This is a genomic window from Acetobacter cibinongensis (assembly GCF_000963925.1).
Taxonomy (GTDB): domain Bacteria; phylum Pseudomonadota; class Alphaproteobacteria; order Acetobacterales; family Acetobacteraceae; genus Acetobacter; species Acetobacter cibinongensis.
Genome location: NZ_BAMV01000018.1, coordinates 165,708 through 178,652, shown reverse-complemented (window position 1 = coordinate 178,652; position 12,945 = coordinate 165,708). Strand labels below are relative to the sequence as shown.

At 55.2% G+C, this 12,945-nt stretch carries 14 protein-coding genes; 9 read left to right on the top strand and 5 right to left on the bottom strand.

Going from position 1 to position 12,945, the window contains the following annotated elements; genetic code table 11:
* The first annotated feature begins 24 nt into the window (after positions 1–24).
* Together moaD and Abci_RS11710 are read left to right on the top strand one after the other, a co-directional pair.
* Positions 25–291, top strand: coding sequence for a molybdopterin converting factor subunit 1 (gene moaD / locus Abci_RS11715; RefSeq protein ID WP_048839342.1), 267 nt, complete (start codon positions 25–27; stop codon positions 289–291).
* A 7-nt stretch (positions 292–298) separates the two neighbouring features.
* Entirely contained in the window at positions 299–748 is a 450-nt protein-coding gene (locus tag Abci_RS11710) for a molybdenum cofactor biosynthesis protein MoaE (protein WP_048839341.1), read from the top strand.
* 4 nt (positions 749–752) lie between these two features.
* On the opposite strand, the gene Abci_RS11705 is transcribed toward Abci_RS11710, so the two are convergent.
* Positions 753–2,039, bottom strand: a complete 1,287-nt coding sequence (locus tag Abci_RS11705) for an adenosylmethionine--8-amino-7-oxononanoate transaminase (protein ID WP_048839340.1) — start codon at positions 2,037–2,039, stop codon at positions 753–755.
* A 59-nt stretch (positions 2,040–2,098) separates the two neighbouring features.
* Here Abci_RS11705 and Abci_RS11700 point away from each other — a divergent pair, with 59 nt between their 5' ends.
* Genes Abci_RS11700 through bioD form a run of 3 tightly spaced genes read left to right on the top strand, consistent with a single transcriptional unit; the run spans position 2,099 to position 5,376 of the window.
* Positions 2,099–3,292, top strand: a complete 1,194-nt coding sequence (locus Abci_RS11700) for an aminotransferase class I/II-fold pyridoxal phosphate-dependent enzyme (RefSeq protein WP_048839339.1) — start codon at positions 2,099–2,101, stop codon at positions 3,290–3,292.
* The gene (locus tag Abci_RS11695) at positions 3,289–3,969 is read left to right on the top strand and encodes an alpha/beta fold hydrolase (RefSeq protein WP_048839338.1); all 681 of its coding nucleotides are present in this window, start codon (positions 3,289–3,291) and stop codon (positions 3,967–3,969) included. Before Abci_RS11700 ends, Abci_RS11695 begins: the two co-directional genes overlap by 4 nt.
* Positions 3,970–5,376 carry a dethiobiotin synthase gene (gene bioD, locus Abci_RS11690; protein WP_048839337.1) on the top strand — a complete coding sequence of 469 codons (1,407 nt, stop codon included), beginning with the start codon at positions 3,970–3,972 and terminating at the stop codon, positions 5,374–5,376.
* Positions 5,377–5,470: 94 nt separating this feature from the next.
* Here bioD and lexA read toward each other — a convergent pair whose 3' ends face one another.
* Positions 5,471–6,136: a transcriptional repressor LexA gene (lexA, locus tag Abci_RS11685; RefSeq protein WP_048839336.1), complete on the bottom strand. Its 666-nt coding sequence runs from the start codon at positions 6,134–6,136 to the stop codon at positions 5,471–5,473.
* Positions 6,137–6,383: 247 nt separating this feature from the next.
* On the opposite strand from lexA, the gene Abci_RS11680 reads away from it, so the two are divergent.
* On the top strand, positions 6,384–7,646 hold the full coding sequence (locus Abci_RS11680) for a carbohydrate porin (protein ID WP_048839424.1): 1,263 nt from the start codon (positions 6,384–6,386) through the stop codon (positions 7,644–7,646).
* A gap of 18 nt (positions 7,647–7,664) precedes the next feature.
* Here Abci_RS11680 and Abci_RS11675 read toward each other — a convergent pair whose 3' ends face one another.
* A complete protein-coding gene (locus Abci_RS11675; protein WP_048839335.1) occupies positions 7,665–8,864 on the bottom strand; it encodes a molybdopterin molybdotransferase MoeA in 1,200 nt (399 codons plus the stop codon).
* Positions 8,865–9,005: 141 nt separating this feature from the next.
* Between Abci_RS11675 and rpmG the strand changes: the two genes are divergently transcribed.
* On the top strand, positions 9,006–9,173 hold the full coding sequence (gene rpmG, locus Abci_RS11670; protein WP_003623017.1) for a 50S ribosomal protein L33: 168 nt from the start codon (positions 9,006–9,008) through the stop codon (positions 9,171–9,173).
* Between the two features lie 232 nt (positions 9,174–9,405).
* On the opposite strand, the gene Abci_RS11665 is transcribed toward rpmG, so the two are convergent.
* Together Abci_RS11665 and eno are read right to left on the bottom strand one after the other, a co-directional pair.
* On the bottom strand, positions 9,406–9,735 hold the full coding sequence (locus Abci_RS11665; protein ID WP_048839334.1) for an FtsB family cell division protein: 330 nt from the start codon (positions 9,733–9,735) through the stop codon (positions 9,406–9,408).
* A gap of 159 nt (positions 9,736–9,894) precedes the next feature.
* Positions 9,895–11,172: a phosphopyruvate hydratase gene (gene eno / locus Abci_RS11660; RefSeq protein ID WP_048839333.1), complete on the bottom strand. Its 1,278-nt coding sequence runs from the start codon at positions 11,170–11,172 to the stop codon at positions 9,895–9,897.
* A gap of 102 nt (positions 11,173–11,274) precedes the next feature.
* On the opposite strand from eno, the gene Abci_RS11655 reads away from it, so the two are divergent.
* Together Abci_RS11655 and thiO are read left to right on the top strand one after the other, a co-directional pair.
* Complete coding sequence (locus Abci_RS11655) at positions 11,275–11,838, top strand: DUF3429 domain-containing protein (RefSeq protein WP_244877663.1); 564 nt, start codon at positions 11,275–11,277, stop codon at positions 11,836–11,838.
* Positions 11,839–11,951: 113 nt separating this feature from the next.
* Positions 11,952–12,926, top strand: coding sequence for a glycine oxidase ThiO (gene thiO / locus Abci_RS11650; RefSeq protein ID WP_048839332.1), 975 nt, complete (start codon positions 11,952–11,954; stop codon positions 12,924–12,926).
* Positions 12,927–12,945 lie beyond the last annotated feature (19 nt).

The window sequence follows — 12,945 nt, the reverse complement described above, 5'->3', positions numbered from 1 at the left end:
GTGGCCGGGTAGGTAAGGAAGCCTATGACATTAGAGGTAACAGTCCTGTATTTTGCATCCCTGCGGGAGCAGGTCGGGCGGGAGCAGGATAAGGTTGTGTTGCCTGCGGGAGCTACGGTGAGCGTGTGTGCGCTGCTGGATATCCTGAGCCAGAATGATCCAGAGCTTAAGGCGATCTTTGAGCGTATGCCGCGTTTGCGCGTTGCCATTAATCAGGCATTGGCCACGTTTGATGGCGTTGTGAAGGCTGGAGACGAGATTGCTTTCTTCCCGCCTATGACAGGGGGCTAGGCTGCCAATGCCCCGCATAGTTGTCACATCTGACAGGTTCGATGTTGGGCAGGAAGCCGCGCGACTTTCTGGTCTGTCGGCTGGTGTTGGTGGTCTTAGCCTTTTTATCGGACAGGTCAGAGGGCAGGGTGATGGGTTGGAAAGCCTGACGCTTGAGCATTACCCCGGCATGACCGAAGCCATACTGACCCAATTGGGCCAAGAGGCTGTGGAGCGCTTCCAGCTTCTGGACTGCACCATTATTCATCGCGTTGGGACTATGGGGATCGGTGAGCCGATTGTTTTTGTGGGGTCTGCTGCCGCTCATAGGGCGGAGGCCCTACAGGCAACAGCGTTCCTGATTGATCGCCTGAAAACGGGAGCACCGTTCTGGAAGCGTGAGCAGTTTGCGGACGGCCGGAGTGCCTGGGTGGACGCCAAGGCTGCGGATGATAACGCCGCAGCCGCGTGGGACTAAGCTTCTAGGTTTGTTCTGACAGAACACGATAAATAGTGGCAGTGAGTTTGCGGAGGTCCTGTTCCATAATCGTGAAGGCGGGGGTGAGGTACACGATTGAACGGAAAGGCCGTATCCAGACACCCTGAGCAATAAACCGCTGACGCAGGGCATCCGGGTTGGCAATTTTTTCCAGTTCAACCACGCCAATGGCCCCGAGGGTTCTGACATCCTTGACGCCGGGCAGAGCACGGCACGGCTCCAGAGTTTCTGCCAAAACCGCTTGAATACGCTGGACCTGTTCCAGTCTTGGCTCTTGCTCAAACAGATCCAACGATGCGTTGGCGCACGCACAGGCCAGAGGATTGGCCATAAAAGTTGGTCCGTGCATGAGCGCATGTTCTGGATTGTCTGATAAAAAGGCCTCAAACACATGCCGCAGCGCCACGGTGGCTGCCAAAGCCATGGTACCACCGGTTAACGCTTTGGAGAGCGTTATGATATCCGGCACAATACCAGCCTGTTCACACGCAAACAGTGTGCCCGTCCGGCCAAAGCCTGTAAAAATTTCGTCCAGAATAAGCAGCATATCGTGCTCATCCGCTGCTTTGCGGAGGATGCGCAGAACCTCTGGCGTATGAAAGAGCATACCCCCGGCACCCTGAACCAGTGGCTCAGTGATAATGGCGGTTATTTCATGCGCATGATGTTTGAGCAGACGATAAAACTCCGCCGTACTGGCTTCATCCTGCGGGAGGGGGGCTATGATATGTTTTGCCAGAGCCTGACCGTAAAGATGGTGCATCCCTTCTTCCGGGTCGCAGACGGCCATGGTGGCGAGCGTGTCACCATGATACCCGCCTTTGAACGCCAGCATTTTGGTGCGTTTCGTCTGACCTTTGTTCAAGCGATACTGAATGGCCATTTTCATGGCAACTTCAACAGAGACCGAACCAGAATCCGTAAAAAATACGCGCTCCAGGTCGCCGGGTAGCATGGCGCTCAAACGGCTCGCCAAGCGCAAAGCGGGCTCATGTACGGTGCCCCCGAACATGATGTGCGGCATGGTGGCTAACTGAGTTTCAACCGCTTTACGGATATGCGGGTGGTTATAGCCGTGGCACGCAGTCCACCAAGCGGCCACACCGTCCGTCAAAGTGCGTCCATCTGCCAGTTCCAGAGTTGTCCCGTATGTCTTAACAGCAGCCAGAGGAGCGGATGCTGTTTTCATTTGCGCATAGGGTAGCCAGATATGGGGCAGGCCTTCCTCATACCATTCTGGGTTGGTTGGACCGTTTGGAGCCGCTTGCATCTGGTTCTTCTCCTTCTTGGTGATTGACCGAAAGCGACGGCTCCGGCACGAGTGGTGTCATGACGCGGTTTGATACTCTTTTCCAGCACGGCGTGGAAAAATTGGCCGAACAGGGGCGTCTTCGTACGTCACGCAGCCTTAACCCGGCGCAACCAGGCCTGCTCAGGCGGGCAGATGGCACTGTTCTGGTCGATTTTTCCTCCAATGACTACCTCGGTTTGCGTACGCACCCTCTGTTATTGGAGCGCGCGCTCATATGGGGTGAGCGCTATGGAGTAGGCTCCGGGGCATCGCGTCTTGTGACGGGCACCTGTGACGGGGCGTTGAAGCTGGAGGCTCGGCTGGCGGCGCTAAAAGGGATGGAGGCAGCGTGTATTCTGTCTTCAGGCTGGCAGGCAAATGCTACGCTTGTGCCGTCTCTGGCCCGACTGTCACAGGCGGTACTGGGTGCACCAGCCGTCGTGCTGGTTGATAAGTTGATCCATGCCAGCCTTTACCATGGCTGTGCCGCGGCGGGCATCCAGCCTTTGCGGTACAGACATAATGACAGCGCCCATCTGGAAGCATTGCTGGTCAAGACCGCCCACCAGCCGGGCCTGAAAATTGTGCTGACAGAAAGTGTGTTCAGCATGGATGGAGATAAGGCTGACATTGCAGCCCTCTCCCGTCTCTGCTGCCAGTATAATGCGTTCCTTTGTGTGGATGAGGCCCATGCCACCGGCATATTGGGGCAAAAGGGCGAGGGCTTGGCTGGTGGGGTGGCAAACCTTGTTATAGGCACCTTCAGCAAGGCCTTGGGAAGTATGGGGGCGTTTGTTGCCTCCTCGTCTGCGGTTTGCCAGTGGCTTATTAATAGTGGGTCTGGCTACATTTATTCCACCGCACCATCGCCCTTGGTGTTGGGTGCGGTGGATGCCGCGCTTGACCTGATTGATACTGACGCCATGGCCCATACAAGACAGCGGGTAGGCCAGCTTGCAAGCCAACTGCGCCAGCGGATGGAGAAGGCAGGGCTGGATGTTGGCCCGTCCTGTACCCAGATTGTTCCCATTATTGTGGGGCCTGAACACACTGCATTACGGGCCGCTGCTGCGGTGGAGGCTGCTGGTTTTCTGGCCGTGGCCATACGGCCCCCCACAGTTCCGCCGGGGGCTTGCCGGTTGCGTGTTGTGCTGAACGCACATCACACTGTTGAACAGGTGGATCAGCTTGCAGAAGTTTTGGTGCAAGCGGTCTCCGGGGCAGCATCATGAGAGCGCCGTTACGCCCCGTTTTTATGCATGGATGGGCCTGTGGTCCGGAGATATGGCAGCCACTTCAGCAGAAGTTGGGCTGGCAGCAGGCCATAACCGTTGACGGAGGGTATTTTTCCGACCCATCCAGTAGCGGCCCTACAGCTTTGTCGCAGGTAAGGCAGCAGAGTGGCACACAGCCAATTCTGGGAATAGGGCACTCTCTGGGGTTTATGCAGCTTGTGCTGGCTGGGCCTTGGCCGGAGGGAAGCCGGTTTATTGCCATTAACGGCTTCAGCCGTTTTGCAAGCGATGCTGAGTTTAAGTGTGGCGTACCGCCGCGTATCTTGGCACGGATGCAGGCAGGATTGTTGCGGGATGCTGGCCAGGTGGTCAATAATTTCCGTGCCCGATGTGGTTTGGCAGCGCAGGATCAGAAGTTCTTTAATCTAACAGCGCTGCAAGCCGGGTTGTCCCTGCTGGAACAAGGGGACGTCAGACCACTGCTTTCGGCGGGCATGACACCGGGGCTTGTGCTGGCAGCAGACGATGACCCCATAGTGCCTTCCGATATGACCCGCGCTGCTTTTGAAGGTATAGACGCCGTAGCATGGCATGCCGGGGGGCATATGTTGCCCCTGACACAGCCCGAATTTTGCGCGCAGCAAATACAGAATTTTGTTGATAAGGCCGTTTGAGTGACCCAGCTTTCTAACCGTGAGGCGCGTATTCGCCACAGCTTTAACAAAGTAGCTGAAAGCTATGACTCTGCGGCATTTTTTCAACGGCACACCGCCAGAAAACTCCTGGTTCACTTGCGGCAAAAATTAGGGGATCGTCAGCCACAGCGCATTTTAGAAGTAGGCTGCGGCACTGGATTTTTGACGCAGTTATTGCGTGAGGAATGGCCAGAGGCGGACATTCTCGCCACCGATATTGCGCCACATATGCTTGAACAGGCACAGAAGCGGGCAGGAACAGGCGTTTCTTTCCGGATAATGGATGCAGCGCAACCAGATGTGGCAGGTCAGTTTGATTTGGTGTGCGGTAACCTTGTTTTTCAGTGGTTAGCACATCCACAGGATGTTCTGAATCGTCTGAATACTATTGTGCAGCCCGGTGGAATTGTAGGATTTTCGACACTTCTGGATGGCACATTTTCTGAATGGCAAGATGCCTGCGCCCCTGACCAGGCGGGAACGCCAGTTTATCCGTCCGTCGCTGCGGTACAGTGCCTCAGACCCGCTTTGAGTTCTGGCGTGTGGGTGACGGAGACCTGTGTTCAGCAATTCCAGAATGCTGCCGCCTTCTTGCAACATTTGCGGCAGACAGGGGCGCAGGTGCCTCGGGCTGATCATAAGACCATGAGCGTTCGTCGTTTAAAGCGTGCCATGGCCCGGTTTGATGCTGCCGGACAGGGTGTTAGCTGGCAAGTTGCTTACGGATGCTTTCAAAAACCAGCGAGAGCCGGGGTATTTGTCACTGGCACCGATACAGGGGTGGGAAAAACCTTTGTCTCGGCCTGTTTGGTCAAGGCTTGGAAAGCGCTTTACTGGAAGCCGCTGCAAAGTGGTCTGGCTGACGAGCAAGGTGACACGCCTACAATTGAAAACCTGACAGGTTGCGGGGCAGAAGCCTGTTTCCCACCTGCGGGTGCGTTCCAGGCTTCCTTGTCACCCGAGGCGGCAGCACATGCGGAAGGTGTCAGCATAGACCCAGCCAGCTTGGCTCTGCCCCTACATGATGCAGGGAGACCGCTGGTTGTAGAAGGAGCGGGCGGCCTTATGGTGCCCGCAACCGACAGCCTAATGATGCTGGATCTGGCACAACAATGGGGCCTGCCAGTTGTGCTGGTGGCCCGGAGCGGGTTGGGGACGATTAATCACACACTGCTAAGTCTGGATGCTCTACGCCAGAAAGGTGTGGCTATTGCGGGTGTGGTGATGAACGGCCCACTCAACCCCGCCAATAGTCAAACGATTGCACAAAAAGGCAGAGTGCGCATTTTGGCGGAAATACCGCATCAGGCAGAAGTCTCACCACAGGCCGTTTCCCACGTGGCGGAAACGCTACCGTCATGGGCGGATATATCCGCTGAGTGTTGAGTTTAAAGTTCTTTCTTCATTTTTCTTGAAGAAAGAGATGGCATACAAAATGTGCCGTAACCGGGGAGGGTTTTTACTCTTCTCCAGCCTATTTTTAATGATAACGCCGGATGAGGGCTGCCAGTCTGCCCTGAATTTTCAGGCGTTCAGCAGGCACGATACGCGTTTCATAATTCGGGTTTGCGGCCTCAAGAGCGATGGCTTTGCCTTTGCGCCGTAGCCGTTTAAGCGTGACATCATTATCATCAATAAGCGCCACCACAATCTGACCGTTCTCCACGGTGTTTGTCCGCTTGATGATGACATAGTCCCCGTCCATGATCCCGGCCTCGATCATAGAATCTCCCGCAACTTCCAGAGCGTAATAGTCGCCTGTTCCGGTCAGTTCTGCGGGAATATCCAAGAAGGCAGTCGTGTCTGACAAGGCTTCAATCGGAAGGCCCGCAGCAATGCGACCATAAAGGGGAATTTTGTGTGGTGGCGCACTCGACCGCGAAAAATCGCCACGAATGACGTTGGAAGGCAGATTTTCGGTAGGGTCCGTCATTTCTGGTAACTGGATGACTTCCAGCGCACGGGCTCTGTGATGATGACGGCGCAGAAAGCCGCGCTCTTCCAGCCCTGAAATAAGCCGATGAATGCCAGACTTGGAGCGTAGGCCCATAGCTTCCTTCATTTCATCAAACGAAGGAGAGAATCCGGTCTGCTTGAGGTGAGAATCAATAAAAAGCAAAAGCTTGTGCTGTTTACGGGTTAGCATGGGGTGACACCTCAAAACAGAACGATGTTCTTGGTCAAAAATCTTTATTTGTTCTATATAGGTTCTCTTTTTGGGTCAAGGGCTTATATCGTTTTTTCTCGTGCCATAACGGCGTATCAGGCGTCCGACATTAGCCGTTTCCAGTGCTCTCTATTCGCGCTAGGCCCTGAGGTATGGACTATTTCTTTCCAGCGGCAAGACCATGAGCTCCTTCTATTTTTTGAGAAGGAAGCTGTTGGCAGAAGGCATGATAACGGCTCTTTGCCTTGCCAGTGGCGCGCAGCAGAACGCCTGGGCCGATGCTTCCCCCTATTCAGAGACTTTGACGGGAGATTGGGGTGGTTTCCGTACAACGTTATTCAAGCACGGCGTTGATTTTAAAATAAATGATCAAAATGAATATTGGGGTATTCCCGTAGGTGGGAGCCAGCCGTCAAACAATTATATTGGCGCGACTACCGTGGCAATGACACTCGATTTACGGAAAATAACCGGGCTTGAGTTAGGGCAGTTTGGAATAAGCGCTATTGATATAAGAGGAAGGCCGTTTAGCAACACGCCTCTCTATGTGTTCAATCAGGTTTCAGGCATTGAGGCAGATGACAACCTGAGGTTGTATGAACTCTGGTACGGTCAGGCATTCTGGCAGGATAAGCTGGATGTGCGAATTGGTAAGCTGGATCTGAGCCACGATTTTATGAGCAGCGATACGGCTCAAAATTTTCTCAATGCCTCTTTTTCCTGGCCGATGCTGCCGGATAATAACCTTTATGATCAAGGCCCTACATCACCACTCGCAACGCCTGCTATCCGACTGAGCTATAAACCGGATCAGGCTTGGCAGATCTTGGCATCCGTAGGGGACGATAACCCCATAGGGGCAGGGTTTTATAATAAAGATGATCCGTGGAACCAGAACCAGGACCCCAGTGGCACACGTTTTCATTTTGGCACAGGCGCTCTGTTTTTCCTTGAAACGCAATATCACCGGCAAAATGCTGTTTATGAAGGAAATTTCAAGTTGGGTGGCTATGGGGATACCGGCTCATTCCCAGATCAAGCAACACAAGAGCTAAAACATAAGGGCAACTGGGCGCTGTATGCTGTGGCGGATCAGATTGTGGCCCGTTTGCCTGGTAAGGAACGTCTGGCAGCGTTTGCCAGAGGGACATGGACAAACCGCGCTGACCGCAACCAGATTGTGTACAGCATTGATACCGGAATAGTGCTGCAAGCGCCGTGTCAGCGGAGTGATGATGCGCTGGGGCTGGGGTTTGGTATGGGAGCACCCAGCTCTGTTTTAGCCCGCTCGGAGCGACGTGCTGGCACGACACCGCAAGGCAATGAATATCATCTGGAACTGACGTATCAGTATCAAGCTGTTGGCTGGTTGTCAGTCCAGCCAGATATTCAAGGCATTATCGCCCCCAGCGGGGGTGTGCAGGACAGCTCTGGCCACCGAGTAAAAGACGAAGCGATCTTTGGGCTTCATACGAGCGTTTCATTTTAAGGTATTGTTCTTAAAACATTAGGGAAGGCGAATCATGCGGCAGGCTGACCCTGTTTTTTCTGCTGGGGCAAAAGGTGCACGTACAAGCAGTGCATGGCTTTGCGCCAGAATGTTAAGCTGTGCGGAATCCTGAGACGGAAAGGGCGTAACGACAGGCAGTCCCTTTTCAGCGTGTAGGCTAAGCGTACAGCGCATGAAATCCTGCCGCTGGTCGTTCTCACCTACATCTGCGCCCAGTATGGCAGCTTCAGTCTCAAGTTCTGTGCCTATATGCTGGCCCATTAAGGCCCGTACAGCAGGGGCTACAAATACCAGAGAGCACACCATGGCAGCCACCGGATTGCCGGGTAGGCCGATCATAGGGGTGTTGCCCAGTTTGCCAGACATGAGTGGCTTACCGGGGCGCATGGCTATTTTCCAGAAATCCAGCGAAAGCCCGTGATCTTTGAGCGTTTGCTGCACCAGATCATAGGTGCCCACGCTTGCCCCGCCAATGGTGACCAGAAGGTCCAGATGGGCTGCGTGTGCGATCGAGGCTGAAAGAGAGGCCGCGTTATCCCGCGCTACGGGCAGTAGGATAGCCTCTGCACCAATACTGTTCAGATAAGCGCTCACCATAAACGCACCGGAATTGACGATGGAATCTGGTTTTGCAGGCTCACCGGGCAGAATAATCTCATCCCCGGTGGCCAGAATACCCACACGGGGGCGTCTGGCAACGGGCAGCCATATGTGGCCTGCGGCGGCTGCCAAGCCGATATCGCGGGCAGAAAGAGTTTTGCCGGCCGGCAGAAGCGTTTGCCCTGCCGTAAAATCCTGCCCTTGGTGACGGATAAACTGATTAAGCCTGCCTGCTGCTTGCAGAGTGGCCAGAGTGCCGTCTTGCCGGACATTCTCCTGTATCACTATACAGTCCGCTCCCGCAGGGATCTGGCTGCCCGTAAATACTCTCAGGCACTCACCGGGGCCGACCGTGAGTGGAGAGGGGTGGCCTGCCGGGGCTTCTCCCACTACGCGTAGGGTAGCACCTACCAAGGCATCCTCCGCACGGGCGGCATAACCGTCCATGGAAGAGACGGATACTGGCGGATTGGAGAGGTTCGCCGTAAGAGGCTGAGCAAGAACACGACCGCATGCGGCTGCGAGTGAAACGGTTTCTGACCCACAGGAAGACAAATTTTCTAGGATTCGGGCGCGCGCAACAGCCACATCCAGCATGTTTTTTTACTCCTTTTGGCTATTCTCGCGCATAAACGCTGTAAGAATACTTGACCTTTGGCTCTTGTATGCGCATTTTGCCCGCACTTGAACACCACCCGGGCGTTGTGCCCGGTATAATCATGCTCTGCTGAGGAAGCCATGGCCAAGACCAATGTTATCAAGATCCGTCTCGTTTCCACGGCGGACACCGGTTACTTCTACGTCACGAAAAAGAACGCTCGTGCGCACACCGGTAAAATGGAACTGAAAAAATACGATCCTGTTGCACGCAAGCACGTTGTGTTCCGCGAAGCCAAGATCAAATAATTCAGCCTAATTTTTAGGGTGAATTAAAAAACGGCGCCTTCGGGTGCCGTTTTTTTGTTTGTGCTGAAGGATAGAGGGTGGCGCGCAACGGTGCGCGGAGGCACACGTGCTTAGCCCATAGGCTTGGTCCGGCTGGCAGCCTCATAGCCCGCAGTAAGCGCGGGCCATGATAAAAATATCAGTTAGGGGCTACGGCTTAACCTCAGACGGTACGCCGGGTTTGCGCCAAGACTTAGTAGAGCGGGTCGCGCCGGTCGTAGGGCACAACAATATCGTTTTTGTCTGCCAGGTTGAGCATGGCACGGGCACGCTCATCCAGTGTGTCACGGTCAAGGGAGTGGTCACGCAGGCCATTGACCCGGCGGCGCCATGCGGCTTGTTCGGCCGATGCGTCCTGCTGGGCCTGTTTGGCCTGATCCAGCAAACCAAGCTGCTGCTGGTAGGCTTTCATGCCGTGGTCGCCCTGTGTGGCGTTCCAGCCGAAATATCCAGCGATTCCCAGAAAAACGAGCGGGGGAACAACGGCCCGTACGGCGCGTCTGATCATGCGACCCAATTTCACGTTCGTTTAATCCCTTCGCTACACTCAGCCATATCTAGCACATTAAGCGTGTAAATTTGTTTAAACTATGCAGATGCGTGCGCGTAAAGAGCAAAAAAGGGCCGCAGGGTTGCCCCTACGGCCCTTTGCTCCACTCCGGCGTGCCGAAAAGGAGAGCTGTTAGCGCTTCAGAATGCTGCGCCCTGCGTACTGGGCTGCTGTCGCAAGTTCCTGCTCAATACGGATAAGCTGGTTGTACTTTGCCGTACGGTCAGAGCGGGAGAGAGACCCGGTTTTGATCTGACCGCAATTGGTGGCAACGGCCAGGTCAGCAATGGTGGAATCTTCTGTCTCACCTGAACGGTGGCTCATAACGGCCGTGTAACCAGCCTTGTGGGCCAGCTCGATAGCCTGAAGGGTTTCGGTCAGTGTGCCAATCTGGTTGACCTTGACCAGCAGGGAGTTACCAACGCCCGCTTCAATGCCACGGCGCAGGCGCTCAGGGTTGGTCACGAACAGATCATCCCCAACAAGCTGAACTGTCTTGCCAAGAGTCTGAGTCAGCAGGCTCCAACCTTCCCAGTCATCTTCTGCCAGGCCGTCTTCAATGGAGACGATCGGGTAACGCTTGGTCAGGTCTTCAAGGTAAGCCACCATCTGGCCTGCATCAAAAACCTTGCCTTCACCTTTCAGGTTGTATTTGCCGTCGCGGTAGAATTCACTGGATGCACAGTCGAGGGCAAAGGTCACGTCTTCACCCAGACGGTACCCTGCGGATTCTACAGCGCGGGAAATGAAGCCCAGCGCGTCATCTGCAGATTTAAGGGCAGGGGCGAAGCCGCCTTCATCCCCAACGTTGGTGTTGTGGCCTGCGTTCTTGAGGGCTTTTTTCAGGTGCGCGAAAATTTCAGCACCCCACCGGATGCCGTCCGACACTGTTGGAGCGCCAACAGGCTGGATCATGAATTCCTGAATATCAATCGGGTTGTCTGCGTGTTCCCCGCCGTTGACAATGTTCATCATCGGGACGGGCAGGGTGTGGGCAAACACGCCGCCAACATAGCGGTAGAGCGGTACCTGAAGTTCGGCTGCTGTGGCTTTGGCAACGGCGAGAGACACGCCCAGAATGGCGTTGGCACCCATACGGCTTTTGTTGGGTGTGCCGTCAAGGTCGATCATCGCGTTGTCGATGTCGATCTGGTCTGAGGATTCGGCACCCTGAAGAGTCGGGAGAATTTCGTTCTCGATATTTTCAATGGCGTTCAGCACGCCTTTGCCGCCGTAGCGCTTGGGGTCGTTGTCACGGAGTTCAACGGCTTCATGTGCGCCAGTGGATGCACCGGACGGAACAGCAGCCCGGCCTTTTGCGCCGGAAGCCAGCTCTACATCGACCTCAACCGTAGGGTTGCCGCGACTGTCGAGGATTTCACGCGCAATGATATCTACAATGGCACTCATGCTTTTTTCATTCCCGTTTATAGCGCCGGATAAGCGTGTATCCGGCAGCGGTGTCTTGCTTTTTGTTATCGTGCTTCACGAAACATGGACTCTGCCGTTTCCATGTTGTTGCCTAGTGGCATCGTGTTGGGCTTTTCTGTCAACCGATCAGATGCAGGAAAACGTGCTGAGGAGGCACTTCTACCGCTTATGAAAAAACTTCCCTTCCTTGCAGTTGTGCTGACCATTGCAGGCTTGCTGCCCTTTATTTTTGGTGCGTGCTGCATTGTGTTCTTCAACTCCGGCGTGCCTGTGCCCAATTTGCTCATGGCTTTTATTTTCTATGGGGCCATGTGCCTAAGCTTCTGGGGGGCGGTACAATGGGGGCTGGCACTGGAGCCTGAACCCAGCATTGTAACGGCAACTACCGGCCAACTGGACACAACGCGCCTGCTGCTGGGGGTGGTGCCAGCAGTATTGGGCTGGCTTGCAGCCTATCTTGCTTTTGCATGGCAGCCCATCGCAGGGCTGGTAACTCTGGCCGTTGCGATTCCCGCCATTGCACTGGTTGAGCGCGCAGGGTGGCGGCGTGGGGCCTTGCCCACAGGGTATATGGGCCTGCGCTGGATAGCGACAGCCATTATGGAATGCTGTGTCGTGATTGTTCTGCTGTTGCGGCTGGTGTGACATCTGACCATGGCAGGACGGGATGACGCTGCCCCGAGGAATGTTATAACACCTCAAGGGCCACACAAACCCGGTTGGCCTTACGGCAGAGCCGGCGTGAGAGGATATGAGAGATGCAAGGCACACCGCGCATTCTGGTAAAAGGGGCTGGTGTTGCGGGCATGACCGCGGCTGTAACGCTGGCTAAGCGCGGTGGGCGCGTAACACTGTATGATCCCGGTGGCAGGGTAGGTGCCGGTGCATCATGGATGGCAGGCGGTATGTTGGCCCCGTGGTGCGAGGCCGAGTCAGCGCCAGAAGACGTTACGGCACAATCGGTTGCGTCGGTGGACTGGTGGGCTGCTCATGTGCCTGACGTTGTGCGGGCAGGGAGTCTGGTTCTGGCTCCGCCGCGGGATGTGGGCGAGGTTGCGCGTTTTGGCCGCCGGACGTCTCATTTTCAAACTGTTGATGGAGAGCAGATCGCTGACCTGGAGCCTGATCTGGCGGGGCGCTTTCACAAGGGACTGTTCTTTGCGGAAGAAGGGCATGTTGACCCGCGCAAGGCCTTGGTGGCGCTGCTGGAGAGCCTCAAGACCATGGGCGGTCAGGCCATCTTTAATGAAGCAGATGAGCCTGATGCCGCGGGCTTTGACTGGGTTGTGGACTGTACGGGCCTGAATGTGCGCAAGGCTTTGCCTGCCCTGCGTGGTGTGCGCGGTGAAATGCTGCTGCTGCGCTGCCCGGATGTCGCCTTACACAGGCCGGTCAGAATGCTGCACCCGCGTATTCCCATCTACATTGTCCCGCGTGCGGACCATGTGTTTATGGTGGGCGCTACCATGATTGAGAGCGAAAACGCGGGCGGCATGACGGTACGGTCCATAACCGAGTTGTTGAATGCGGCATGGGTTTTACACCCGGCGTTTGCTGAAGCGGAAATACTGGAAATGGGAACCGGTGTGCGCCCCTCTTTCCCCGATAACATGCCCCGCGTGATACAAGACGGGCGGACAGTGTATGTTAATGGCATGTACCGGCATGGTTTTCTGCTGTCACCAACGCGTGCGCAGGAGGCTGCCGACATTGTGTTTGGTACGGCAGGCTAAAAGCTTGCGTTGACAGCAT

Coding starts and splice junctions, on each gene's coding strand:
- moaD (WP_048839342.1), top strand. CDS start 25: ATGACATTAGAGGTAACAGTCCTGTATTTTGCATCCCTGCGGGAGCAG.
- Abci_RS11710 (WP_048839341.1), top strand. CDS start 299: ATGCCCCGCATAGTTGTCACATCTGACAGGTTCGATGTTGGGCAGGAA.
- Abci_RS11705 (WP_048839340.1), bottom strand. CDS start 2,039: ATGCAAGCGGCTCCAAACGGTCCAACCAACCCAGAATGGTATGAGGAA.
- Abci_RS11700 (WP_048839339.1), top strand. CDS start 2,099: ATGACGCGGTTTGATACTCTTTTCCAGCACGGCGTGGAAAAATTGGCC.
- Abci_RS11695 (WP_048839338.1), top strand. CDS start 3,289: ATGAGAGCGCCGTTACGCCCCGTTTTTATGCATGGATGGGCCTGTGGT.
- lexA (WP_048839336.1), bottom strand. CDS start 6,136: ATGCTAACCCGTAAACAGCACAAGCTTTTGCTTTTTATTGATTCTCAC.
- Abci_RS11680 (WP_048839424.1), top strand. CDS start 6,384: ATGATAACGGCTCTTTGCCTTGCCAGTGGCGCGCAGCAGAACGCCTGG.
- Abci_RS11675 (WP_048839335.1), bottom strand. CDS start 8,864: ATGCTGGATGTGGCTGTTGCGCGCGCCCGAATCCTAGAAAATTTGTCT.
- rpmG (WP_003623017.1), top strand. CDS start 9,006: ATGGCCAAGACCAATGTTATCAAGATCCGTCTCGTTTCCACGGCGGAC.
- eno (WP_048839333.1), bottom strand. CDS start 11,172: ATGAGTGCCATTGTAGATATCATTGCGCGTGAAATCCTCGACAGTCGC.
- Abci_RS11655 (WP_244877663.1), top strand. CDS start 11,275: ATGTTGTTGCCTAGTGGCATCGTGTTGGGCTTTTCTGTCAACCGATCA.
- thiO (WP_048839332.1), top strand. CDS start 11,952: ATGCAAGGCACACCGCGCATTCTGGTAAAAGGGGCTGGTGTTGCGGGC.